Origin of the sequence: Streptomyces sp. NPDC058576, from assembly GCF_042718715.1 — a bacterium.
Classification (GTDB): domain Bacteria; phylum Actinomycetota; class Actinomycetes; order Streptomycetales; family Streptomycetaceae; genus Streptomyces.
This window is the reverse complement of sequence record NZ_JBHXPF010000084.1, coordinates 2,184-25,263: the sequence shown is the minus strand read 5'-3', so window position 1 is coordinate 25,263 and position 23,080 is coordinate 2,184. Positions and strand designations below refer to the sequence as shown.

Annotated in this window: 26 protein-coding genes and 1 pseudogene; 13 read left to right on the top strand and 14 right to left on the bottom strand. The window is 72.2% G+C overall.

Annotation, left to right across the window (positions count from 1 at the left end; genetic code table 11):
* From ACFWRV_RS33705 to ACFWRV_RS33690, 4 genes and pseudogenes are all read right to left on the bottom strand, one after another.
* Window positions 1-91 (bottom strand): annotated as a pseudogene (locus tag ACFWRV_RS33705) (electron transfer flavoprotein subunit beta); the annotation flags it as partial.
* A gap of 192 nt (window positions 92-283) precedes the next feature.
* Window positions 284-793, bottom strand: a complete 510-nt coding sequence (locus ACFWRV_RS33700; protein WP_384339717.1) for a flavin reductase family protein — start codon at window positions 791-793, stop codon at window positions 284-286.
* Between the two features lie 43 nt (window positions 794-836).
* Window positions 837-917, bottom strand: a complete 81-nt coding sequence (locus ACFWRV_RS33695) for a putative leader peptide (RefSeq protein WP_343240489.1) — start codon at window positions 915-917, stop codon at window positions 837-839.
* A gap of 72 nt (window positions 918-989) precedes the next feature.
* Entirely contained in the window at window positions 990-1,316 is a 327-nt protein-coding gene (locus ACFWRV_RS33690; protein WP_384339716.1) for a TlpA family protein disulfide reductase, read from the bottom strand.
* 229 nt (window positions 1,317-1,545) lie between these two features.
* Between ACFWRV_RS33690 and ACFWRV_RS33685 the strand changes: the two genes are divergently transcribed.
* A complete protein-coding gene (locus tag ACFWRV_RS33685) occupies window positions 1,546-2,268 on the top strand; it encodes a lysophospholipid acyltransferase family protein (RefSeq protein WP_384339715.1) in 723 nt (240 codons plus the stop codon).
* 35 nt (window positions 2,269-2,303) lie between these two features.
* Here ACFWRV_RS33685 and ACFWRV_RS33680 read toward each other — a convergent pair whose 3' ends face one another.
* From ACFWRV_RS33680 to ACFWRV_RS33660, 5 genes are all read right to left on the bottom strand, one after another.
* Window positions 2,304-2,996 carry a B3/4 domain-containing protein gene (locus ACFWRV_RS33680; protein ID WP_384339714.1) on the bottom strand — a complete coding sequence of 231 codons (693 nt, stop codon included), beginning with the start codon at window positions 2,994-2,996 and terminating at the stop codon, window positions 2,304-2,306.
* A 78-nt stretch (window positions 2,997-3,074) separates the two neighbouring features.
* Window positions 3,075-3,458 (bottom strand): hypothetical protein, encoded by a 384-nt coding sequence (locus ACFWRV_RS33675; RefSeq protein WP_384339713.1) that lies wholly within the window; start codon window positions 3,456-3,458, stop codon window positions 3,075-3,077.
* 87 nt (window positions 3,459-3,545) lie between these two features.
* Window positions 3,546-4,607, bottom strand: coding sequence for a threonine aldolase family protein (locus tag ACFWRV_RS33670; protein WP_384339720.1), 1,062 nt, complete (start codon window positions 4,605-4,607; stop codon window positions 3,546-3,548).
* On the bottom strand, window positions 4,604-5,371 hold the full coding sequence (locus ACFWRV_RS33665) for an SDR family NAD(P)-dependent oxidoreductase (protein WP_384339719.1): 768 nt from the start codon (window positions 5,369-5,371) through the stop codon (window positions 4,604-4,606). Before ACFWRV_RS33665 ends, ACFWRV_RS33670 begins: the two co-directional genes overlap by 4 nt.
* 26 nt (window positions 5,372-5,397) lie before the next feature.
* Window positions 5,398-6,795: a DUF6421 family protein gene (locus ACFWRV_RS33660; RefSeq protein ID WP_384339712.1), complete on the bottom strand. Its 1,398-nt coding sequence runs from the start codon at window positions 6,793-6,795 to the stop codon at window positions 5,398-5,400.
* A gap of 294 nt (window positions 6,796-7,089) precedes the next feature.
* Between ACFWRV_RS33660 and ACFWRV_RS33655 the strand changes: the two genes are divergently transcribed.
* Entirely contained in the window at window positions 7,090-7,773 is a 684-nt protein-coding gene (locus ACFWRV_RS33655; protein ID WP_384339711.1) for a glycerophosphodiester phosphodiesterase, read from the top strand.
* 45 nt (window positions 7,774-7,818) lie between these two features.
* Here ACFWRV_RS33655 and ACFWRV_RS33650 read toward each other — a convergent pair whose 3' ends face one another.
* A complete protein-coding gene (locus ACFWRV_RS33650; protein WP_384339710.1) occupies window positions 7,819-8,364 on the bottom strand; it encodes a GNAT family N-acetyltransferase in 546 nt (181 codons plus the stop codon).
* A gap of 232 nt (window positions 8,365-8,596) precedes the next feature.
* Here ACFWRV_RS33650 and ACFWRV_RS33645 point away from each other — a divergent pair, with 232 nt between their 5' ends.
* The 5 genes from ACFWRV_RS33645 (at window position 8,597) to ACFWRV_RS33625 (ending at window position 11,996) form a co-directional block, all read left to right on the top strand.
* Window positions 8,597-9,202, top strand: coding sequence for a DUF5134 domain-containing protein (locus ACFWRV_RS33645; protein ID WP_384339709.1), 606 nt, complete (start codon window positions 8,597-8,599; stop codon window positions 9,200-9,202).
* A 98-nt stretch (window positions 9,203-9,300) separates the two neighbouring features.
* On the top strand, window positions 9,301-10,236 hold the full coding sequence (locus ACFWRV_RS33640) for a M56 family metallopeptidase (RefSeq protein ID WP_384339708.1): 936 nt from the start codon (window positions 9,301-9,303) through the stop codon (window positions 10,234-10,236).
* A 67-nt stretch (window positions 10,237-10,303) separates the two neighbouring features.
* Complete coding sequence (locus ACFWRV_RS33635; protein ID WP_384339707.1) at window positions 10,304-11,014, top strand: phosphatase PAP2 family protein; 711 nt, start codon at window positions 10,304-10,306, stop codon at window positions 11,012-11,014.
* The gene (locus ACFWRV_RS33630; protein WP_384339706.1) at window positions 11,008-11,703 is read left to right on the top strand and encodes an HAD family hydrolase; all 696 of its coding nucleotides are present in this window, start codon (window positions 11,008-11,010) and stop codon (window positions 11,701-11,703) included. The genes ACFWRV_RS33635 and ACFWRV_RS33630 overlap by 7 nt, the downstream gene beginning before the upstream one ends.
* A 116-nt stretch (window positions 11,704-11,819) precedes the next feature.
* Complete coding sequence (locus ACFWRV_RS33625) at window positions 11,820-11,996, top strand: hypothetical protein (RefSeq protein ID WP_384339705.1); 177 nt, start codon at window positions 11,820-11,822, stop codon at window positions 11,994-11,996.
* Between the two features lie 414 nt (window positions 11,997-12,410).
* Here ACFWRV_RS33625 and ACFWRV_RS33620 read toward each other — a convergent pair whose 3' ends face one another.
* Window positions 12,411-13,904: an LVIVD repeat-containing protein gene (locus tag ACFWRV_RS33620; RefSeq protein ID WP_384339704.1), complete on the bottom strand. Its 1,494-nt coding sequence runs from the start codon at window positions 13,902-13,904 to the stop codon at window positions 12,411-12,413.
* Window positions 13,905-14,062: 158 nt separating this feature from the next.
* Here ACFWRV_RS33620 and ACFWRV_RS33615 point away from each other — a divergent pair, with 158 nt between their 5' ends.
* Window positions 14,063-14,749 carry a DUF305 domain-containing protein gene (locus ACFWRV_RS33615; RefSeq protein WP_384339703.1) on the top strand — a complete coding sequence of 229 codons (687 nt, stop codon included), beginning with the start codon at window positions 14,063-14,065 and terminating at the stop codon, window positions 14,747-14,749.
* Between the two features lie 101 nt (window positions 14,750-14,850).
* Window positions 14,851-16,254: an FAD-dependent oxidoreductase gene (locus ACFWRV_RS33610; protein WP_384339702.1), complete on the top strand. Its 1,404-nt coding sequence runs from the start codon at window positions 14,851-14,853 to the stop codon at window positions 16,252-16,254.
* Window positions 16,255-16,349: 95 nt separating this feature from the next.
* Here ACFWRV_RS33610 and ACFWRV_RS33605 read toward each other — a convergent pair whose 3' ends face one another.
* The 3 genes from ACFWRV_RS33605 to ACFWRV_RS33595 all read right to left on the bottom strand — a co-directional run bounded on the left by ACFWRV_RS33605 (window position 16,350) and on the right by ACFWRV_RS33595 (window position 18,584).
* On the bottom strand, window positions 16,350-17,078 hold the full coding sequence (locus ACFWRV_RS33605) for a class I SAM-dependent methyltransferase (protein WP_384339701.1): 729 nt from the start codon (window positions 17,076-17,078) through the stop codon (window positions 16,350-16,352).
* A gap of 78 nt (window positions 17,079-17,156) precedes the next feature.
* Window positions 17,157-17,597, bottom strand: a complete 441-nt coding sequence (locus ACFWRV_RS33600) for a hypothetical protein (RefSeq protein WP_384339700.1) — start codon at window positions 17,595-17,597, stop codon at window positions 17,157-17,159.
* Window positions 17,598-17,867: 270 nt separating this feature from the next.
* Window positions 17,868-18,584 carry a cupin domain-containing protein gene (locus ACFWRV_RS33595; RefSeq protein ID WP_384339699.1) on the bottom strand — a complete coding sequence of 239 codons (717 nt, stop codon included), beginning with the start codon at window positions 18,582-18,584 and terminating at the stop codon, window positions 17,868-17,870.
* A gap of 229 nt (window positions 18,585-18,813) precedes the next feature.
* Between ACFWRV_RS33595 and ACFWRV_RS33590 the strand changes: the two genes are divergently transcribed.
* From ACFWRV_RS33590 to ACFWRV_RS33575, 4 genes are all read left to right on the top strand, one after another.
* Entirely contained in the window at window positions 18,814-19,899 is a 1,086-nt protein-coding gene (locus tag ACFWRV_RS33590) for a WD40/YVTN/BNR-like repeat-containing protein (protein WP_384339698.1), read from the top strand.
* A gap of 67 nt (window positions 19,900-19,966) precedes the next feature.
* Complete coding sequence (locus tag ACFWRV_RS33585; RefSeq protein WP_384339697.1) at window positions 19,967-20,644, top strand: uracil-DNA glycosylase; 678 nt, start codon at window positions 19,967-19,969, stop codon at window positions 20,642-20,644.
* Window positions 20,641-21,813: an N-acetylglucosamine kinase gene (locus tag ACFWRV_RS33580; RefSeq protein ID WP_384339696.1), complete on the top strand. Its 1,173-nt coding sequence runs from the start codon at window positions 20,641-20,643 to the stop codon at window positions 21,811-21,813. Before ACFWRV_RS33585 ends, ACFWRV_RS33580 begins: the two co-directional genes overlap by 4 nt.
* Window positions 21,814-21,990: 177 nt before the next feature.
* Window positions 21,991-22,923 (top strand): sirohydrochlorin chelatase, encoded by a 933-nt coding sequence (locus ACFWRV_RS33575; protein ID WP_384339695.1) that lies wholly within the window; start codon window positions 21,991-21,993, stop codon window positions 22,921-22,923.
* Window positions 22,924-23,080 lie beyond the last annotated feature (157 nt).

Below are 23,080 nucleotides of genomic sequence, written 5' to 3'. Positions count from 1 at the left end.
CCTCACGGTCCAGCGTCAGGTCATCGGCGAAACGCCGGTCACCGGTCGCGTCGGGCACGTACTTCACACAGACAACGATCCTCAAGCTCACGCCGGCTCTCCTACTGCATCGTCATTTCCGGGCTGCCTTGTTGCACGCAGCATAGGCGCCTTGTCGGGCCGGATCCGGTCAGGACGACCGAGGCTCCGCGCCCGATATTACTCACCAGTACACCCAGTCTGTTACCCCTGAGCAACCGGACCGCACTGTGACCTTGCCAACCCGGCGGGCCTGTGCGTGCCCTCAGTCTCGCAGAGCCGTGAACCGTCCCTGGTGGTAGACCAGCGGACGACCGGCTTCGGCGGGCGCGCCCGCGACGGCCTCGGCGATGACGATGCGGTGATCCCCGGCCGGAACACGGGTCACGACGCGGCAGACCAGCCAGGCGGACACGTCCGCCAGCAGCGGAACGCCTTCGGGGCCGCTGCTCCAGTCGGTCGACGGACCGAAGCGGTCGGCCCCGCTGCGGGCGAAGGTCGCGGCCAGTTCCCGCTGGTGCTCCCCGAGTATGTGGACGCCGACGTACTCGGCCTCGGACAGCACGGGCCAGCTGGAGGACGACGTACCGATGCCGAAGGAGATCAGTGGGGGCTCGGCGGCGACGGAGGTCAGCGAGGTGGCGGTGAAGCCGACCGGGCGCTCCCCCGCCGCGGTGATCACGGCCACGCCCGCGGCGTGGCGGCGGAAGACGGAGCGGAAGAGTTCGGGCGTGGCCGCCGTCGGGGCGGGGACGAGATCGGGCGTTGCCGTCATGGAGGTGTCCTTCTGCGGGAGTGGCGTACGGGTCCGTGGGTGCTCAGACACCCGGACAGCGCGCACTCGCGTAGCGTGCGAGGTCCACATGGACCCGGCCGTAGAGAAGGAGTTCTGGCGGCATAACGTCACACTGACGATGCGTGGTGGGTGCAGTCAAGGGTGTTCCGGAATGTGGGAGATGCGTCACGGTCCGTCATATGGCGTGTCCCAGCGCCGCGACGACGTCGACGGTGCGGGGCTGTCCGGTGGCCCGGCGGACCACCTCACCCTCGGCGTCGAGCACCAGGACGGTCGGTGTCCTCGTGATGTCCAGCTGCCGCACCAGCGCGAGGTGGGCCTCGGCGTCGACCTCGATGTGGGTGACTCCTTCGACCATCGCGGCCACTTCGTCGAGTGTGCGGCGGGTGGCCCGGCACGGCTGGCAGAAGGCGCTGGAGAACTGGACGAGCGTGGCGCGTTCCCCGAGTTCCGCGCCGAGTTGGGATGCGTCGAGTCGCTGTCCGTGTGTCCGGCGGTCCACCTGTGCCTCCTGATCAGAGCTCTTCGTAAGGGGTCAGCACCGGCCGCCGCCCGGGCATTCCCGCAGCTCCCGGGGGACGCGCACGTGACGAGAATCTCGCGGTCCACGTCCGCCGGGACTGGCCAGCGGCTCGCGCATGGGGCACCATCGCCACAATGCCGAAAACCTACGGCTGCGTAACTTCCGCCGGGAGAACCCTCCCCAGGCACTGAAGAAGGGTCTTCTCCAGATGGCAGAACTCGTCTATCGACCGGTCATCGGCGCCGCTCGCACCCTGTTCAAGGCGCTCGACCTGAAGATCGACACTCAGGGTTCGGAGCACATCCCGAAGACCGGTGGTGCGGTGCTGGTCAGCAATCACATCAGCTACCTCGACTTCATCTTCACCGGCCTGGGCGCCCTGCCGCAGAAGCGGCTGGTCCGGTTCATGGCGAAGGAGTCGGTCTTCCGGCACAAGATCTCCGGTCCGCTGATGCGGGGAATGAAGCACATCCCGGTGGACCGCGACCAGGGCGAGGACGCATACGCGCACGCGCTCCGGTCACTGCGTTCCGGTGAGATCATCGGGGTGTTCCCCGAGGCCACCATCTCGCAGTCCTTCACGCTGAAGAGCTTCAAGTCAGGCGCCGCGCGCCTTGCCCAGGAGGCCGGGGTTCCGCTGATCCCGATGGCGCTCTGGGGCACGCAGCGGATCTGGACGAAGGGACGGCCGCGCAATTTCCAGCGCAGCCACATCCCGATCACCATTCGCGTCGGCGAACCCGTGGAGGCCCCCTCCGACCAGTACGCCGGTGCCATCACCCGGCGGCTGCGGGAGCGGGTCCAGGAGCTGCTGGAAGCGGCGCAGCGGGCCTACCCGGTGCGTCCGAAGGACGCGAGCGACACCTGGTGGGTGCCGGCCCATCTCGGCGGTACGGCCCCGACCCCCGCCGAGGTGCGCGAGCTCGGCTGACGGCCGCCCCGGGGCGGGGCGGCGTCGCTCTCACTTCACCGCGGTGCGTGGACGGTGATCCGCGCGCCGGGGCTCAGCCGCTCCAGGGTCGCGGCGAGTTCGGCGCCCGCGGCGTCGAGCTCGCCGTTCGTCATGGGTGCGAGGCCCTCCAGCAGGAAGACGGCGTTGACCGATTCCTCGGTGAGCCGGGTGCGTACGCCCTGGCGCCAGTTCCAGCGGCGGCAGGTGACGCTCTCGTCGTCGCACCAGACGACTTCGCCGGGCTCGGGGTGCTCCACCGACTCCTCGCCGCCGGCGACGGTGGGGAAGGGCTCGTCACCTTGCGCGCGGATCAGGCGCATCTGGCCCTTGATGTGGTCGGTGTCCTCTCCGCCGACCGGGAGCAGGTGGGCGACGCTGATCGCGTTGTAGGCGTCGACCAGCAGGTTGATGCGGGGCAGTCCGCCGTCGGCGAGGGCGCGCCGGGCGAGCGCCTCGGCCGAATTGCGGGTGCGGGAGGGCTTGGCCCCGAAGGCCCCGTAGGTCGCGCGCCAGGCCACCATGTGCGGGTCCTCGTGCGGGGCGCGGCCGTCCAGGCGCTCGGTGAGCCTGCGGGCGGCGGTGTCCAGCAGGGCGGAGCTGCGTGCGTCGCTGGGGCCGTTGACGAGGCCGTGCGCCTCGACGGCGACGTGGGTGAAGCTCGGTGCGATCGTGCGCACCTCGTCGGACACGGTGAGCGTGAGGGTCATCGTCTGCCTTACTGCGTTACTGCGTTGCCGGTGCGGTGACGTGCTGCGTGGTGCGGTGGTGCGCGGCGTCGGGTGGGCTCAGAGGCTCGTGGGAAGGTTCCGCCAGAGCTCCGAGCGGTCCCGGGAGCTCTTCAACGCCTGGAGGAGCCCCTCGGGTGGTGCAGCGCAGATTACCGGATAGTCGATTTCATTGAACTCCTCGCGCACCACCCAGGCCAGCCGCTCCTCCTCCAGCGAGAACTGCGCGTCGATGCCCGGCTTGTTGCCCCGGGGGTCCACCCGCGCCCAGCGCCCGGCCCCGGGCAGCCGCAGCGCGAAGGCGGCCCGCGCGTATGAGTATGCGGCGTCGGCGTCGAGCGCGAGGCGGGTCGCCGTTTCCCTCACCTGGGGATGATCGTGGTCGATGACCCCGTCGGCGGCCAGGTACCCCTCGATGTCGGGGCAGTACTGCGTTAGCTCCATGACCGGAGAGCGTACGAAGCGGCCGACCGGAAGTCCATCAATTTCCGGTCGGCCGTATAGTCATGCAAAGCGTGAGGAGCGTGCGTGCTAGCGCACCATCTCTTCCTTGAGTGCCTGGAGGAAGGCGTCGACGTCGTCCTCGCGGGTGTCGAACGCGCACATCCACCGGACGTCCCCGGCCGCCTCGTCCCAGAAGTAGAAGCGGAAGCGCTCCTGGAGCCGCTCGCTGACCGCGTGCGGCAGCCGGGCGAACACCGCGTTGGCCTGGACCGGGTAGAGGATCTCGACCCCGTCGATCGCCCGGACGCCCTCGGCGAGCCGCTGCGCCATGGCGTTGGCGTGCCGGGCGTTGCGCAGCCACAGGTCCTTGGCGAGCAGCGCCTCCAGTTGGACGGAGACGAAGCGCATCTTGGACGCGAGCTGCATGGAGAGCTTGCGCAGGTGCTTCATCGCCCGGACCGCGTCCGGGTTGAGCACGACGACGGCCTCGCCGAACAGGGCGCCGTTCTTCGTGCCGCCGAAGGACAGCACGTCGACGCCGACCGTGTTGGTGAACGTCCGCATCGGCACGTCCAGCGAGGCGGCGGCGTTGGCTATCCGGGCCCCGTCGAGGTGCACCTTCATGCCGCGCTCGTGGGCGTGGTCGCAGATGGCGCGGATCTCGTCGGGGGTGTAGACGGTGCCCAGCTCGGTGTTCTGGGTGATCGAGACGACCTGCGGCATGGCCCGGTGCTCGTCGTCCCAGCCGAACGCCTGCCGGTCGATGAGCTCGGGGGTGAGCTTGCCGTCCGGGGTGGGCACGGTGAGGAGCTTCAGCCCGCCCATCCGCTCGGGCGCCCCGCCCTCGTCCACGTTGATGTGGGCGGACTCGGCGCAGATGACCGCTCCCCAGCGGTCGGTGAGCGCCTGGAGGGCGACCACGTTGGCTCCGGTGCCGTTGAAGACAGGGAACGCTTCGGCGGTGGGGCCGAAGTGGCTGTGCATGACCCGCTGGAGGTGGCCGGTGTAGTCGTCCTCGCCGTAGGCGACCTGGTGGCCGCCGTTGGCGAGGGCGATGGCGGCGAGGACCTCCGGGTGCGCGCCCGCGTAGTTGTCACTGGCGAAGCCGCGTACCCGCGGATCGTGGTGACGTCGCGCGTCGGTCCTCACGGTTGCGGGGTCAGCCACAGGCGCTTTCCGTTCACTTCGGGGGCGGGCTCGTCCCAGACGCCGGCGATGGCCTCGGCCAGCGCCGTGACGTCGGTGAAGCCCGCGAACTTCGCATTCGGGCGCTCGGCGCGCATCGCGTCGTTCACCAGTGCCTTGACCACCAGGATCGCAGCAGCGGTACGCGGCCCCTCATCGCCCCCCGCCTTGCGGAAGGCGTCGCCGAGCGCGAGGGTCCACGCCTCGGCGGCGGCCTTGGCGGAGGAGTAGGCGGCGTTGCCCGCGGTGGGCTTGCTGGCCCCGGCGGCGCTGATCAGGAGGTAGCGGCCCCGGTCGCTGCGCTGGAGGGGCTCCTGGAAGGCCAGCGAGGTCGACTGGACGGTACGGATGAGCAGCTTCTCCAGAGCGTCCCAGTCGGACAGGACGGTCTCCTGGAACGACGGGCTGCCGCGCCAGCCGCCGACGAGGTGGACCAGGCCGTCGATGCGGCCGAACTCCGCCTCGGTGCGCTTGGCCCAGTCCCGGGTGGCGTCGAGGTCGAGCAGGTCGACGGTCTCGCCGGTGACGGTCGCGCCCCCGTGGGCGTACCGGGCGGCGTCCACCGCCTCGGCGAGGCGTTCGGGGTTGGCGTCGCATCCGACAACCGTGGCGCCCGCCTCGGCGAGCCGCAGCAGCGTCGCGCGTCCGGCGGGGCCGGCCGCTCCGGCGACCGCAACCACGGCTCCTTCGAGCACACCGGTCCCCTCGCCCGTGCCGTTTCCGTTCATGGCCACCGCCTCCTCGGGAGAATGGTTCACGCGGCTGCCCGCTCGTCGTTCGCCGCGGTGATTCCCTTGGTGGAGGCAATCACGTGCTTCAGCTTCTTGGCGAGCGCCTCATAGAACATGCTCAGGGGAAACTCGTCCGGAAGCACGTCGTCGACGAGCTTGCGAGGAGGAAGTGTGAGGTCCAGGGCGTCGGGGCCCTTGGCCCAGCGGGATCCCGGGTGCGGGGCGAGATAGGTGGAGACGAGGTCGTACGCGGCGAACCAGTGGACCAGCTTGGGGCGGTCGATGCCGTCGCGGTAGAGCTTCTCGATCTCGGCGCAGAGCTGGTTGGTGACCTGCGGGGCACGGTCCCAGTCGATCTTCAGGGTGTTGTCGGTCCAGCGGACGACGTCGTGCTTGTGCAGGTAGGCGAAGAGCAGCTGGCCGCCGAGACCGTCGTAGTTGCGGACGCGCTCGCCGGAGACCGGGAAGCGGAACATCCGGTCGAAGAGCACCGCGTACTGCACGTCGCGGCCGTGGGTGTTGCCCTCGGACTCCAGCTTCACGGCCTCCTTGAAGGCGGTGAGGTCGCAGCGCAGCTCCTCCAGGCCGTACATCCAGAACGGCTGGCGCTGCTTGATCATGAACGGGTCGAACGGCAGGTCGCCGTGGCTGTGGGTGCGGTCGTGGACCATGTCCCACAGGACGAACGCCTGCTCACAGCGCTGCTGGTCGCCGATCATCTCGCGGATGTCCTCGGGCAGCTCCAGGCCGAGCAGGTCGACGGAGGCCTCGGTGACGCGTCGGAAACGGGCGGCCTCGCGGTCGCAGAAGATGCCGCCCCAGCTGAAGCGCTCGGGGGCCTCGCGCACGGCGATGGTCTCCGGGAAGAGCACCGCGGAGTTGGTGTCGTAGCCGGAGGTGAAGTCCTCGAAGGTGATGCCGCAGAAGAGCGGGTTGTCGTAGCGGTTCGCCTCCAGGTCGGCGAGCCAGTCGGGCCAGACCATCTTCAGCACGACCGCTTCGAGGTTGCGGTCGGGGTTGCCGTTCTGCGTGTACATCGCGAAGACGACGAGGTGCTGGAGACCGTCGATCCGCGTCTTCGCGGGATGGAAGGCCAGCAGCGAGTCCAGGAAGTCGGGGACGCGGAAGCCGTCGGCGGCCCAGCGGCGCAGGTCGGTGACGAGCGCGCGGTGGTAGGCGGCGTCGTGCGGGAGGAGCGGGGACAGCTCCTCGACCGCGCCGATCACCCGGTCGAGGACGCGCTCGACGGCGGCCGGGGACGGGGCGCCGTCGGCCTCGAAGTCGATGGATCCGTCCTTGGACTGCCAGGGGCGGATCTCCTCGACGGCATCCCTGAGCACGGGCCAGGCCGGGTGCTCGACGACCCGCTGGGCCGTAGCTATCGCGCCGTCGGTGGCGTCGTGCACAAGAATTTCCGTCATAACACTTCCTCCACGGGAGAACCTCGCGTGGACTCACCGTAGCCGTGCAGGGTTCCTCCCGACAAGTGGGGGCCTGAAAATTATCCTGCGTACCCCCCATGGTCACCGCTGTTTTTCCTGTCGGATGCCGGGTAGGCGCGCAGTTCCCACAGCACCGCTCGGGGCAGGGCGGCCGGGCCCGCACGGCGGGGGACATCGCGCGCCCGGGCCGTTACCCTCCCCAGTGCCGTATTGCCGTACCTCAGCGCGGGCAGGAGCAGTCGACGGGAAGCCGCCGACGGAAACGAGGTCGCCTTGTCATTTCTCACCCTGGGTCATCGCGGAGTGATGGGCGTCGAGCCCGAGAACACCCTGCGCTCTTTCGTCCGCGCCGAGGCGTCCGGGATGGACGCCATCGAGCTGGATCTCCATCTCAGCAAGGACGGCGCGCTCGCCGTGATGCACGACGCGGACGTGGACCGCACCACGGACGGGACCGGGCCGATCGCGGCCAAGACCCTGGCGGAGCTGCGCGAGCTCGACGCCGGTCGGGGCGAGCGGATCCCGGTCTTCGAAGAGGTCCTGGACGCCGTCTCCTCCCCGCTCCAGGCGGAGATCAAGGACGTGGCGGCGGCCCGCGCGCTGGCGGACGTGATCCGGGAGCGCGAACTCGTCGGCCGGGTGGAGGTGTCCTCGTTCCACGACGAGGCCGTCACCGAGATCGCGCGGCTGGTGCCCGGCGTACGCACGGTCCTGATCGCCAGCCGCTGGAAGGCGGACGTGGTGGACCGGGCGAAGGCGGCGGGCGCGGCGACGCTCGCCCTGAACATCCGCCGCCTCACCCTGGAGGTGGTGGAGCACGCGCACGCCGAGAGCGTGAAGGTGATCGGCTGGGTGGTGAACACCCAGGACCAACTGCGCCTGGCGCGGGCCCTGGGCCTGGACGGCGCGACGACCGACTTCCCGGAGATCCGCCGCACCGGGCGCTTCACCGCGTGAGGGCGTCGCCCGGTCCGGTCGGCTCCGAGGCGCCCTCGACCGGCCTCAGATGTTCTTGACGAGCAGTTCGAAGGCCAGGTCGTCGCGCTGGGGGACGCCGAAGCGCTCGTCGCCGTACGGGAACGGGGTGAGCGCTCCCGTACGGCGGTAGCCGCGGCGCTCGTACCAGGCGATCAGGTCCTCGCGCAGCGAGATCACCGTCATGTGCATCTCGCCGACGCCCCAGCTCTCCTTCGCCGTGCGCTCCGCCTCGGCGATGATGAGCTTGCCGAGTCCGCCGCCCTGGAGTCCGGGCCGGACCGCGAACATGCCGAAGTAGGCCGCGTCGCCCCGGTGTTCGAGCTGGCAGCAGGCGATGAGTTCGCCACCGCGCTCGATCGCGAGAAGCCGGCTCGCCGAAGCGCCGATGACATCGCGCACGCCCTGTTCGTCGGTCCGCTGCCCCTGGAGGAGGTCCGCCTCGGTGGTCCAGCCGGTGCGGCTGGAGTCACCGCGGTAGGCGGACTCGATCAGGGCGACCAGCGCCGGGACGTCGGTCTCGGTCGCGTCACGGAAGGTCAGCCGGGCCGAGTCGGGCGTGGCGGTGTCCATGGTGGGCTCTCCGTTTCTCTGCTGCCGTACGCACGTGGCGGCTCCCGTGTCCGCTGCCGTACGCACGGTCGCTGTCGCGCGTGCGGTCGAGCGTAACGCGACCCGGAGCGCCCCCGGTGGGCCTCGGCGCGCTCCCTTCACTCCCCTGTGCGCCGGGTTCGGCGGCGTCGGCCTGGGCATCGATGGGGCGACCCGCAACAGTGCCGTACGTCCGATCAGGGGGAGGCGCGCCGTGCACGGAGAGGCTCTGGCCGGCTGGCTGCTGGTGGTGTTGTGCGCGGTGAGCGGGGCCTACTGCCTGCTGCGCACCCGCACGGGGACGCCACGGGAGCGCCGCACCGCGCGCTCGGAGGCGCTCATGGGTTTCGGCATGGCGGCGATGGCCGTTCCGGCGGCGGTGCTGTCGCCCCCGGACTGGGCCTGGGCGGTGTACGCGGTGCTGTTCGGCGGGGCCGCGCTGCGGGCGCTGCGGCCTGCCCTGCGCGGCGGCCACCATCTGCACCATCTCGTCGGCTCGCTGGCCATGGTCTACATGGCCGTGGTGATGGCGCCGGCGGTGACGGGCAGCGGCGGGGGCGGGCATGCCGGACACGGGGCGGCGGGAGCCGGCGGCATACCCGTGCTGACCGGGGTCCTGCTCCTCTACTACGCGTTCTACGTGCTGGGCTCGGCCGGTCGCCTGCTGCCCGGGACCGCGATCGCCCCGGCGGCCGGAGCGGGCGTCGGCGGCCCGGGTACGGGCGGTTTCGGGGGCGGGACGGAGGGCCGGCCCGAGCTCACGACGGCCTGCCGACTGACGATGGGCCTCGGCATGTTCGCCATGCTTCTCACTCTGTGAGACGGGAAGCGGGACAGAACCCCCGGCAAACAGTGGTCTGCGTCACTTGCCGCTCGGGGCCGTACCTGCGGTCGACCCGCCCCTCATAAGCTGAAGCCATGCTGGTCTCCCTCGCGCTGCTGCTGCTCGGTGCACTGACCGCTCTGGTGACTCCGCGTGTGATGGCGCGGGCCCGGTGGCCGGAGCGCGAGCCGGTGGTGGCCCTGTGGGTCTGGCAGTGCGTGGTGGCCGCGGTCCTCCTGTCGTTCGCCCTGTCCATGACCTTGAGCGCGGCCGCCGCCTGGCAGGCGGTGCGCGGCCACGTCTTCGCCCCCGCCCCGCACGCCGTCGTCGAGGCATACGCCCTGGCGGCGTACGGGCCGTGGTCGGCGGTCATCGCGGTGCTGCTGGCGCTGGGCGGGCTGTGGTCCGGGACGATGCTCCTGCGGGAGGTCCGGCGGGCGCGGCGTCGCCGCGAGCAGCGTCGGGCGGAACTGCTGGTGCGCGCCCCGCTGATGCCGGGCGAGGAGCCCGGAGCGGACCGTCTCGTCGTGCTGGAGGGCGAACGCCCCGACGCCTGGTGGCTGCCCGGCACCGCACCGCAACTCGTCATCACCACCGCCGCGTTGGGTCGCCTGAAAGGCCGTCAGCTCGATGCGGTGCTCGCCCATGAGCAGGGGCACGCCCAGGCCCGGCACGACTGGCTGCTGCACTGTTCGTCGGCGCTGGCCATCGGCTTCCCGCAGATCCCGGTGTTCGCCGCGTTCCGCGACGAGATGCACCGGCTGGTCGAACTGGCCGCCGACGACGTGGCCTCGCGCCGCTTCGGCAGGCTGACGACCGCGCTCGCCCTGGTCGGACTCAACGAGGACCGCGGGGTGTTCGGCCCCTGCCCCACCCCGCAGGCTCAACTCCCCCTCCGGGTCAACCGGTTGCTGGCCCCGGTCGAACGGCTCACCGCGGGCCGCAGGCTTCGGCTGACGGCCGCCGCCGCGCTGGTTCCGGTCGTCCCGGTGGTCGTGGCCTTCGTCCCGGGGCTCCGCGCCCTGGGATAGCCCCGGGGTGACCGGGGTTCCGCACCCGGGTTGGCCTTCGGGCGGTGCCCTCCGCGAGGATCACCCCATGTCCTCCCCCCTCTTCCGCTTCCGCTCCCCGGACCGCTCCCCGGACCGCTCCCCCCGCACCGCGCCCGCCCTGTGGACCGGAACCGCCGTCGGCGCGGCGGCCCTGGTGCTGCTCGTCCTGGTGGCGGCGCGCTGGTCGCCGCTGATGTCCCTGGACCGGACGGTCGCCGACGCCCTGCACCGGCACGCGGTGGCCGACCCCGGTCTGGTCCAGGTGAACCGGGTGCTGACGGACTGGGTGTGGGACCCCTGGACCATGCGCGTCCTGATCGCGGTGGCCGTGGTCGCCCTGTGGTGGCGGGGTGCGCGCCGGCTCGCCCTGTGGGTGGCCGCGACGAGTCTGCTCGCCACCCTTCTCCAGCAGGGGCTGAAGGCCGCGGTGGACCGGGATCGCCCGCAGTGGACCGACCCCGTGGACTCCGCGAACTTCGCGGCGTTCCCCTCCGGGCACGCCATGACGACCGTCGTGAGCTGCGGGCTGCTCCTGTGGCTGCTGCGGCTGTACGGCGCGGGCCCCGGACTGTGGGGCGCGGCACTGGCCGTGGCGGTGGTCTCGGCGGTCGGCGTGGCGGCGACCCGGGTATACCTGGGGGTGCACTGGCTGACCGATGTCGTGGGCGGTGCGCTGCTGGGGGTGGCGGTGGTGGCGCTGAGTGCCGCCGGGTACGCCCGGTACGCGGCGCCCCGGGAGGGATCGCACCCATGGTGATCAAGGGCGTGTTGTTCGACTTCTCCGGGACCCTGTTCCGGATCGAGCCGGTCCGGGACTGGCTCGCCGCCGTGCTGCGGGAGGAGGAGGTCGACGTACCGCCGGAGGATTTCGAGCGGTACGTGACCGGGCTCACCGAGGCCGGCGCCCTCCCTGGCGGCCCGGCTCCGCTCCGGGTCCCGGAGCGGCTGGCCGACGCGATGGCGCGCCGGGACCTGAGCGCGGCCCTGCACCGCGAGGCGTACACCGGCCTGGCCCGGGGCGTCGCCCTGCCCGATCCGGGGCTGTACGACGCGCTGTACGACCGCCATATGCGGCCGGAGGCCTGGCGGCCCTACCCGGACGCCGCGGAGGTGCTGGCGGGGCTTCGGAGGGCGGGGATCGCGGTCGGTGTGGTGAGCAACATCGGCTGGGACCTGCGCCCGGTCTTCCGTGCGCACGGCCTCGACGCCCTGGTCGACGCCTATGTCCTGTCCTTCGAGCACGGGCTCCAGAAGCCCGCCGAGGGACTGTTCCGCACCGCCTGCACGCTGATCGGCCGGGATCCGGCGGATGTGGTCATGGTCGGTGACGACCGGGGCGCGGACGGGGGCGCGGCCGCCGTGGGCTGCGAGGTCCGGTTCGTGGATCATCTGCCCGTGCGGGAGCGGCCGGACGGCCTGCGTTCCCTGGGGCTGGTCCCGGACTGAGGCCCGCAGGGGACAGCCGAGGCCCACGGCGAACAGGGCAGATCGGACCGGGGTGTGAGGCATATCCCGCCGCGGAAGGGGTAGGGGATGCGGCTTGTGGCCGTAGCCTGGTGGACATGTCCCCGATGTCGTCGTCCGTATCCGCCCGTTCCGCAGCCGAGGTCAACGCGGAGATCCGCGACCTGTGGCAGCGTTCGGGCGGGTTCCTGACGCCGCAGGACGAGGCCGCATATCAGCGGCTGCTGGTGGAGTGGGCCGCCGCCGCCGGCGGGAGCGTCCGCACCGCCGCCTGACCGCCGCACCCGCCGCTCGCCGTGACCTGAGCCTGTGGGAGATCGCGCCCGATCCGGCGATCCCCCGCGTCGCCGGATCCGGGCGCACCCTCGGCGTGTCTCGTGGGACACGGCCGCGGACCGCGCCGGGGACCGGAGTTGCGGAGTCCGCCGTCGCAGGGATCCAGCATGTCCCCACCCGGCTCATCGGTCAATGAATTTCCGTGGGCGCACGCACCGGGGCCGGGGTAGCCCCCCCGCCTTATACCCCCCGGGGGAACCGCCCCCCCCCAGCCCCAAAAACCCCCCCCCAAAACCCCCCCCCGCCGGGCCGCCCCACCCCGCCCCCCTCCCCCCCGGGGGCCCCCGGGCCCCCCGCATGCCTGAACAACCGCCGGAATGCCCGGCGAACCGGCTACCGGTCCCGCTGACGGATCAGCGGTCGAAGTAGTCCGGCTGCGTCTGCACGTTGAGCTCGTCCAGCTTCACCCGCTTCGCCGGGTCGGTACGCCGGTCGTCCAGCTTCAGCACGTCGAAGCCCTTGGCGATGTCGCTGGAGTAGATGTGACCGTTGTAGTAGTACGCCGACCAGGGGCCGGCCGTGGTGACCTGGTCGAGGGTGACCGGGCCGCGCTCGAAGAAGGCGATCTCCTTGGGCTTGGCCGAGTCGGTGAAGTCCCAGACGGAGATGCCGCCCTGGTACCAGGCCTGGACCATCAGGTCGCGGCCCTTCACCGGGATGATCGAGCCGTTGTGGGCGACGCAGACCTCGGCGTCGGCCTGGTGGCGGTCGATCTTGAAGTAGCTGCGGAAGACCAGCTTGCGCTGGTCGCCCTTGCCGACGATGTCGTAGATGCCGTCGGCGCCGCGCTTGGGACCGATGGCCTCGTTGCAGGTGGCCGCGCCGCCGCCGCCGAGCTCGTCGGTGAAGACGACCTTGTTCGCGCCCTGGTTGAAGGTCGCCGAGTGCCAGAACGCGAAGTTCACGTTGTCCTGGACCCGGTCGATGATCTTCGGGTGCTCCGGGTCCTCGATGGAGAACAGCAGACCGTCGCCCATGCAGGCGCCGGCGGCCAGGTCCTTGGACGGCAGCACCGTGATGTCGTGGCAGCCGGTCGTCTTGGAGACCCCGGGGTTCTCGGGCGCTCCCGGGTTACCGCCGTCCGGGAAGAGCACCGGGAAGTCGATGACCCGGGCCTTCTGGGGCGCCTTGAGCGGCACCTTGATGATGGAGATCCCGTCGTGCGGCGGCTTGCAGTCCGGGAACGTCTCGTTGGGCGAGTAAGAGGAGACGTACACGTACATGTTCTTCTTGCCGTCCGGCACCAGCGTGTGCGTGTGGGAACCGCAGGCGGTCTCCACGGCGGCGATGTACCTGGGCTGCCGCTTGTTGCTGATGTCGAAGATCTTCATGCCCTCCCAGGAGGACTTCTCCGTGGCGGGCTGGGAGGTGCTGGAGCAGGAGTCGTCGCTGCGCGAGGAGTCCGTCGACAGGAAGAGCAGGTTCCCTGAGACCGAGATGTCGTTCTGCGAGCCGGGGCAGAGGACCTGCGAGACCGTCTTGGGCTTCTTCGGCTTGCTGATGTCGTAGATGACGAAGCCGTCGTAGTTCCCGACGTACGCGTACTTCCCCTGGAACGCGAGGTCCGTGTTGGTGCCCTGGAGGGCGCCCTTCGGCACGTTCGTCAGGTGCTTGATGTTGGAGCTGTGGACGATCTCGTCCACGCCCGGTATGTCACCGCCGGTTATGGCGGCTTTGGCCTCGGCCTGGTCGCTCTTGGAGACGGAACCGCGTTCGGCCGGGGCGTCGCCCGGGTCGGGTGTGGCGGCCGCTGTGGTGGCCGTCAGCAGCGTGGCGAGGAGTCCGGCTGCGGCTGCCACCGCGCCCAGACGTCTGCGCCGCACGCGGGTGGTGTGCAACGAGGTCACTGCGTCCTCCCTTGTATCCGTTCGGGGTCGAACGGTTCTGGAACCTCCGGCAGTATCGTCCCTCACATGTACACATCAACAGATGGCAACACAGACGTAATGAAAGTTTTTGATCTTCGGTCGGTGGAAGCGTGTTAGGACGGACTGCAACAAACCATGTGGCACAGGAGGTCGCCGTGTTGATCCATCGCCGGTCCGCAGCTCTGCGCTCAACCGCTCTCGCGGCGGCGGCGGTTGCCGCCGTGCTCGTCCTCGGAGCCTGTGACGCGGACAGCGGTGACGGGACGTCGGACAAGGCCAAGGACGCGGGTCCCGGCGTGGTCGCGCCCGGCAGACCGGGTGAGCCCGCCCGGACGCTCTCCGCCGAGGAGGCCGCCAAGGAAGCCGGTCAGGACACCGCCAACTCCGCGGACTTCCGTTATGCGCAGATGATGATCGAACACCACGGCCAGGCGCTGGTGATGACCGAACTCGTTCCAAAACAGGCATCCGACAGCACCATCAAGCGGCTCGCGGAACGCATATCGGCAGGCCAGAAGCCGGAGATCGGCGCCATGGAGGGATGGCTGAAGAGAAACGACGGCGACCAGCACCAGCAGCACCACGACCACACCGGCATGCCCGGCATGGCGACCGAGGCCCAGCTGAAGAAGTTGCGCGCCGCCGAGGGCAAGGCCTTCGACAAGCTCTTCCTGGAGCTGATGATCACCCACCACCAGGGGGCGGTCACCATGGCCACGGAGGCGCTCACCGAGGGGAACGACATCTTCGTCGAGGAGATGGCGAGCGACGTGGTCGCCCAGCAGACGGTGGAGATCGACCGGATGCGCGGGCTGTTGGACTGAGACCCGCCCCGAGGCGTGCCCGTGCAACCACCTGGTGCACAGGCGGTGCGGATCGGCCCGGCGGTGCGATCCTGGAAGCACCCTCCGGGAAGAGGTGCGCTGTGCTCTCCGTCGCCGTCGTCGGTTCCGGTCCCAGCGGGGTCTACACCGCCCAGGCCCTGCTCCAGCAGTCGCTCGTGCCCGACGTGCGGGTGCACGTCCTGGACCGGCTGCCCACCCCGTACGGACTCGTGCGGTACGGGGTGGCCCCCGACCACGAGAAGATCAAGTCGCTGCAGAACAGTCTGCGGACGGTGCTGGAGGACGAGCGCGTCACCTTCGTGGGCAACGTCGGCGTCGGCGGGGCGGAAGGGGTCTCCCCCGCCAGGCTCGCGGAGCTGTACCACGCGGTCGTCTACTGCGTCGGGGCATCGGCGGACCGCCCGCTGGCGGTGCCCGGCGAGAGCCTGCCGGGCAGCTACTCCGCGACCCGCTTCGTCTCCTGGTACAGCGCCCACCCGGACATCGGCGCCGACCCGTTCGCCCTGGACGCCCGCTCGGCCGTCGTGATCGGCGTGGGCAACGTGGCGGTCGACGTGGCACGGATCCTGGCGCGCGGCGCCGACGAACTGCGGACCACCGACGTCCCCCGCGCCGCGCTGAGCGCGCTGGAGGCCAGCCGGGTGCGCGATGTGCACATCGTGGGCCGCCGGGGCCCCTCCCAGGCCCGGTTCACCACCAAGGAGCTGCGGGAGCTGGGGGCGCTGCCCGGGGCACGGGTCGTCGTCGACCCGGCGGAACTCGCGCTCGACCCGGCGTACGCCGCTGCGGACGGCCTGCCCGGATCCCTGCCGCTGCCCGCCGTGGTGCGGCGGAACCTGGAGGTGCTGCGCGGCTGGTCGGCGGGCGGGGCCGGGACGGGCGCCACAGGGGCCGGGGCGGCAGCCGCCGGGCCCGTGCGCCGCATCCGGCTGCGGTTCTTCCTGCGGCCGGTGGAGCTGCTGGAGCGCGGCGGGCGGGTCGCCGGGGTGCGGTTCGCCCGGACGGCTCCGGACGGCGCCGGCGGGGTCCTGGACACCGGCGCGTACGAGGACGTCGAGGCGCAACTGGTCCTGCGGGCGGTCGGCTATCGCGGGGTGGAGCTGCCGGGGCTGCCCTTCGACCCGGTGCGCGGCACGGTGCCGCACGCGGCGGGCCGGGTGCTGCGGGGTGGGGTGGCGTCGCCGGGTGAGTACGTGGCGGGGTGGATCAAGCGGGGGCCGACCGGGGTGATCGGCTCGAACCGCTCCTGCGCCAAGGAGACGGTGGCCTCCCTGCTGGAGGACGCGCCCGCGCTGACGCGGCGTACGGCGGCGGACGATCCGCTGGCCGTGCTGCGGGAGTGGGGGCTCCGGCCGGTGGAGTGGGCCGGCTGGCTGTCGATCGAGCGCGCGGAGGCTGAGCTGGGCCGTTCGCTGGGGCGCGGCCCGGTGAAGATCCCCGACTGGGCGGGTCTGCTGGCGGCGGCCCGGGACGAGAACGCCTAGGGCGTGTCGTTCGGATCAGGTCGGATCGGGGAGCGGGGTCCGGTGCGGGCAGCTGCAAGGCGGAGGAAACGACACGCCCCGGCCGCCCCGCGCGGTCACTCCCGGGTCGCCACCACCAGCCGGGCGCGGGGGCTGCCGTCGGGGCGCGCGCCCAGTTCGGTCAGCGGCTGCAACCGCACGACGAATCCGGCCTGCGTCAGGTCCTCCAGCACGTCGCCGAGCCGGAACGTGCGGTAGTACATGACGAACTGCGGGCGCCACAGGGCGTTGCGCACCCGCATCGCCGCGTCGAAGCCGAACAACGACCAGTAGGCGCGTGATCCCACCGGCGGCGGTGCGCCGATCGGGAAGACGAACTGTCCGCCCGGCCGGAGCGAGCCGTACACCTCGGCGAAGAGGCCGAAGCGTTCGGCGGGCAGGAAGTGGCCGAACGCGCCGAAGCTCAGGGCGAGATCGAAAGCCGGCGCGAAGGGCAGGGAGCGGGCGTCGGCCCGTACCCAGTGCACCGCCGGCCCCTCTTCCCCCGGCGGGAAGGCGGCCCGGGCCTCGGCGAGCATGCCCGCGCTGAAGTCGACCCCGACCGCCCGCTCCCGGCACAACCGCCGGAGCACGCCCACGCCCGCGCCCGTGCCGCAGCAGACGTCGAGCCCGGTGTCGAAGGGGCCGAGCTCGCCCACCGCCCGGGTGACGGCGTCGAGTACGCGCTCCGGGGTGCGATAGGGCGTCCGGTCGAACTTCGGGGCGAGGAGGTCGTATCCGCGCTCGATCGACGAGAGCGCCTGGACGGCCAGTTCGCGCACGGTGGGGCCCTGTTCGGTAAACATCACGGCCACCCTATCGACGCGGCGGACCCCCTGCTGCCGCCGAGGGGCGCGGCAGCCCCGGCCGGGCCGATCGAGGCGTCAACGGCCCTCGGGAAGACGACGCTTGAGAGTGACGGCGGCATCGGCGGCATAGGCCTGGGTCCAGCTGCGGCCGGCCCCGGACTTCCAGGTGACGTGGACCGTGGAGCCGTCGGTCCGGGCGCTCTCGACGGTCATGGCCCGGTCGCCGTCGCGCACGTCGCCGCGGCGCAGTTCGCCAGCCTCGACCGTGACGGGGCGCTCCGCCGGCGCGTTCTCGGTCTCCTCGGCCGCCCGGAGGAGCGCGGCGGCCAGCTCGCGGGCCGCCTCGGGGGTGCACGACCAGAGGAGCTCGCCCGCCGGGGGCGTGAGGCGGATACCGACGCGGGGAGCCGGGTCGGGGGCGCCCGCGGTGACCGTGACCGGCAGGTGCTCGCCCGCGGTGACCGTGACCGGCACCGGGTGGCCGTCGGCGTCCGTGATCCCGGTCCCGCTGCTCATCGTCGTCTCCTCGGTGTCCCTGGGCGCGGCCGTCCCCGGGGCCCCGGGTTCTCGGCCCCGGGCCTCCGGCCGGCGTCCGGCCTCCGCATGGCCTCGGTACGGCTTCTGTACGGCTTCTGTACGGCCGCCACCAGCATGTCAGCACCCGGCGGCGTGTGTACGCTGTACGCGCGGGCTCGCCGGAGCCGGCTCCCGCGCGCCCCAGCGGGGTGGTTGGCGGGGCGCAATTGCGGGCCTCGCCGCCTGCCCGGCCGGCTCGGCGGAGCGGGCTCAGGTCCGATAGACGTCCAGGCGGCCGCACATGCCGAACTTCCCGTGCGCCGAGGGCCGTTCGGCGTGCACGCGGGCGACGGCGAGGTGGCCGACCTCGCCCCGGTCCAGTGCGTCGAGCTGGTCGGCGGTGGCGGCGGCGGCCGTGGCGGCCCCCCTCTCCCAGCGGGTGCGCCAGTCGGCCGTACGGGGGCGGACGAGCGCGGCGGCGGCCCGGTGGAACGCGGCCAGCGGCTCCGGGTCGCCGTCCTCCAGAGCCCCGCGCAGCGCGAGGAACCCCTCCACGGCGAGGTCGCGCCGGGCCCGCGCCGCCCGCTCCTGCACGGCCTCCTCGGCGTCCACGGGCAGCGCCACCGCCGCGCGGTAGGCGTCCGGGTCCGTGAGCCGGCGGGGCGGCAGGGTGAGCACGGCGTCACCGGCCTCGGGCAGCCCGCTGTTCTGCATGAGCACGATGAGGCGCAGCCCGTCCTCGTTGACCAGGCGGTGGATGGTGCCCGGGGTGAACCAGACAAGCGCACCGGGCGTCAGCGGGGTCTCCCGGTACCCCTCGGCCGTGAGGGTCTGCACGGAGCCGCTGCCGCCGACCACGACGTACCCCTCCGAGCAGGTCAGGTGCAGATGCGGGGTGCCTCCGCGCAGCCCGTCGGCGGCGGGCCAGTCGTAGACGCTCAGGTGCGAGACGGCGACGGCGCCGGGCAGTCCTTCGAAGGTCACCACGGGGGCTCCTGGGTCTCGGTGGCACGGGCCCTGAACGACCGCGCGCAAGCGCTTTCTACCGCTGTCGAACGCTAGGGCCGCCGCCGGACACCGGTCAAGGGAGCCGCGTGGGCGGGGCAGCGCCGCGGGCCATGCGCACGGGGCGGCGGCGTGTGCGCGAGCCACTGTCAGTGGCCGGGTGCAGACTGGCACTGTTCCGGCACAACGGCGTATCGGGAGGTCCAGGACCATGACCGATGTATTGCTCACCGCAGGCACCCGCAAGGGGCTCTTCATCGGCCGCAGACGCGGCGGGACCTGGGAGATCACGGGCCCGCACTTCAACGCGCAGGCGATCTACTCGGTGGCCGTGGACACCCGGGGGGACATCCCGAGGATCCTGGTCGGCGGGGACAGCGCGCACTGGGGGCCGTCCGTCTTCCACTCCGACGATCTGGGCGAGACCTGGGTCGAGCCGCGCCGGCCCGCGGTGAAGTTCCCCCAGTTCACCGGGGCTTCGCTGGAGCGCGTCTGGCAGTTGCATCCGGCGGGACCGGAGGCGCCGGACGTGGTCTACGCGGGCACGGAGCCGGCCGCGCTGTTCCGTTCCGAGGACCGGGGCGAGTCGTTCGAACTGGTCCGTCCGCTCTGGGAGCACCCGACCCGCTCGCGGTGGGAGCCGGGCGGCGGCGGAGAGGGGCTGCACACCGTCCTGACCGACTCCCGGGACGCCAAGGCCGTGACCGTCGCCGTGTCGACGGCGGGCGTGTTCCGGACCAAGGACGGCGGGGCGAGCTGGGAACCGTCGAACAGGGGCGTCTCCGCGGTCTTCCTCCCCGACCCGGACCCGGAGTTCGGGCAGTGCGTCCACAAGGTCACCCGGGACGCGGCCGACCCGGACCGGCTCTATCTCCAGAACCACTGGGGCGTGTTCCGCAGCGACGACTCCGGCGACCACTGGAGCGACATCGGCGCGGGCCTGCCCTCCGACTTCGGGTTCGCCGCCGCCGCGCACCCGCACCGCGGCGACACGGCGTATGTCTTCCCGATCAACGCCGACGCCGACCGGGTCCCGGCGGAGCACCGCTGCCGGGTGTTCCGTACGACCGACGCCGGACGCACCTGGGAGCCGCTCTCCGAGGGCCTGCCGGACGGCGAGCATTACGGGACGGTGCTGCGGGACGCGCTGTGCACCGACGACGCGGATCCCGCCGGGGTCTACTTCGGCAACCGCAACGGCGAGTTGTACGCCAGTGCGGACGACGGGGACAGCTGGCAGCAGCTCGCGTCCCATCTGCCGGACGTCCTGTGCGTACGGGCGGTGGCGCTCGGCTGACGGGCGGCCGGCCGAAGCGCCGACGGCAGTTGATCGGAGTGGTCCTATCAGCAGTAGAGTGCGGGCCGTGGCAGCACGACCGTTGAAAGAGATCATCGAGCCGGGATGGGCCGACGCCCTCGAACCCGTCGCCGAACGCATCGCCGCTATGGGCGACTTCCTCCGCGCGGAGATCGCCGCGGGACGCACGTACCTGCCCTCCGGGGCTCATGTACTGCGGGCGTTCCAGCAGCCGTTCGAGGAGGTGAGAGTGCTGGTCGTCGGCCAGGATCCGTATCCCACCCCGGGACACGCGATCGGGCTGAGCTTCGCGGTGGCCCCGGACGTCCGGCCGCTGCCGGGCAGTCTGGAGAACATCTTCCGTGAGCTGCACGGTGATCTGGGGCTGCCCAGGCCCTCCAACGGTGATCTCACGCCGTGGACGCGGCAGGGGGTGCTGCTGCTCAACAGGGCGCTGACCACCGCGCCGCGGCGGCCCGCCGCCCACCGGGGCAAGGGCTGGGAAGAGGTGACCGAGCAGGCCATCAAGGCGCTGGTGGCCCGGGGCACTCCGCTGGTGTCGGTCCTGTGGGGGCGCGATGCCCGCAATCTGCGTCCGCTGCTGGGCGACTTCCCGGCCATCGAGTCCGCGCACCCCTCCCCCATGTCCGCGGACCGGGGCTTCTTCGGGTCGCGGCCGTTCAGCCGGGTCAACGAACTGCTGGAGCGCCAGGGGGCGCAGCCGGTGGACTGGCGGCTTCCGTGACCCACCCTCCGGCGGCGCCCGATCCGGCCGGACCCGGCGGGTATGTCCTGGGGGTCGACTCCGGGGGCTCCGGGCTGCGGGTGGCGCTCGGCCGGGTGGGGCTGTCCGGACCTCTGGCGACGACGGTCTGCGCAGAGCCGGTGCGGACGGGGCCGGGCGGCATCGACGCCGGGCATCTGCTGGAACAGCTGCTGCCCGCCGCGCGGGAGTTGCTGGACCGGGCGACGGCCGCCGCGTCCGGCGAGGCCGGGAGCGACAGCGCCCAGACCGACGCCCGGCCCAGCGGCTCCCGGGCCGACGGCGCTCCGGCGTACGAGGTCGAGGCGGTGGCGATCGGGGCCGCCGGCATGGCCACGCTGGGCGAGCGGTTGCGGGCGGAGCTGCCCGGCGCGCTCGCGGACGCGCTGGGGGTACGCCGGGTGGCGCTGGCCGCCGACGCGGTGACGGCCTACGCGGGCGCGGTGGGACAGCGCCCCGGTGCGGTCGTCGCGGGCGGCACGGGCATGATCGCCCTCGGTACGGACCTGAAGGAGTGGCACCGGGCCGACGGGTGGGGTCATCTTCTGGGTGACAGTGGCGGCGGCGCGTGGATCGGCCGGGCCGGGCTGGACGCGGCGATGCGGGCCCACGACGGGCGGCGTGGCGGTTCCGCCGCGCTGCTGGACCGCCTGCGGGCCGTGTTCGGACCGGCGGAGGAGTTGCCGGGGCTGCTCTATCCGCGCTCCGACCGGCCGGCCGTGCTGGCCTCGTTCGCCCCGGAGGTGGCGGCGTGCGCCGGAGCGGATCCGGTCGCCGCCGGCATTCTGCGACAGGCCGCCGGCCATATCGCCGAGGCCGCGGCGGCCGTGTGCCCGACGCCCGCCGGGATGGGCGTCGAGGCCGGCGAGGGGGGCGGCGAGGCCGGCGAAGTGGCTCTGACCGGTGGTCTGTTCCGAATGGGCGAGCCGCTGGTCGCACCCCTGCGCGAGGAGTTGGCGCGGCTGTTGCCTGGGGCCCGGGTGACCGCCGAGACGGGCGATCCGCTGACGGGCGCACTCCGGATCGCGCGCGCCCTGGCGGCCGGGGACCTGCGTCTGCCGCGTCACCCGACGATGTTGTTCGTGCCCTCGGAGCACGAGAACGGACAGCACGGTGGAACGGCGGTGCGCGAGAAGCCCCGGACGGGGTGAGGGGCGGCGGGACGGCGAGGAGGCGGAGGGTCCTGAGGGAACGACGGAGCCGACAACGGGCCCGACAGACAGGGACACTCCGGCGGTACATCACTCATCGGACATAAGCGGATAGTTAACGCTCGACCGGACCCTCCCCGAACAGAGGGGCAGGCAAAACCAGTAGCATGCGGCGCCATGAGCACCCCCACTGGGCCCGCTTCCGGCCTGCCTGTACGAATGCCGCGACCTCGCCAGTCCGGACGGCACCGCCGCCCGGAGCCCGTGGTCGCACCTGAGGGCGCTGCCGCGCTCGTTCTCGCCGTTCCCGGTACCCCTTCATCGGCCACGCGCAGCCTGGCCGAGGAAGTGATCAGCATCGCCCGTTCCGAGCTGCCCGGCCTCAACGCCCGGATCGGCTACCTCGACGGCGACGATGCCGAGTACCCGACCCTTGCCACCGTTCTCGCCCACAACGCCGCGGAGCGCGTCGCGCGCTTCGAGCAGGCCGTCGCCGCCGGCCGTGAGGTCGCCGAGCCCATGGGTCCGTCCGCCGTCGTGGTCCCGCTGCTCGCGGGCCCCGACAGCGCGCTGATCCGGCGGATACGGCAGGCCGTGATGGACAGCGGCACGCAGGCCGAGCTGACCGATGTGCTCGGCCCGCACCCGCTGCTCGCCGAGGCGCTGCACGTACGGCTGTCGGAGGCCGGTCTCGCGCGCGCCGACCGCGCCAGGCTGTTCACCGTGGCCACCGCCGCCGACGGCATCGTGCTGGCCACCGTGGGCGGCGAGGAGGCAGTCCAGGCCGCCGGGATCACCGGCATGCTGCTGGCCGCCCGGCTCGCCGTGCCGGTGATGGCCGCCGCGCTGGACGTGGAGGGCTCGGTCGCCTCGATCGCGGAGCAGCTGCAGGGCTCCGGCTCCGCGCAGCTGGCGCTGGCGCCGTACCTGGTGGGCCCGGAGGTCGATCCCGGCCTGCTGGACGCCGCCGCGAAGGAGGCGGGCTGCGCGACGGCCGAGCCGCTGGGCGCCTACCCGGCGATCGGCAAGCTCGTGCTGTCCCTGTACGCCACGACGCTGGGCATCACACCGGCGACTCCGCAGGGCGCCCAGGGAGCTCAGACTTACTGACCGGACGCCGTCGCCGTGAGGCGGCGGCTCGGGAAGCCGGACAGGGGGCCGGGGCCCGCCCCGGCGGCAAACTCGGGTTCGGCGCCCGCCCGCCGGGGCGGGTGCGCGGGCCCCGGAACCGGCGGCAATAGGGGGGGGGCCGCGCCCTGGACGGCGG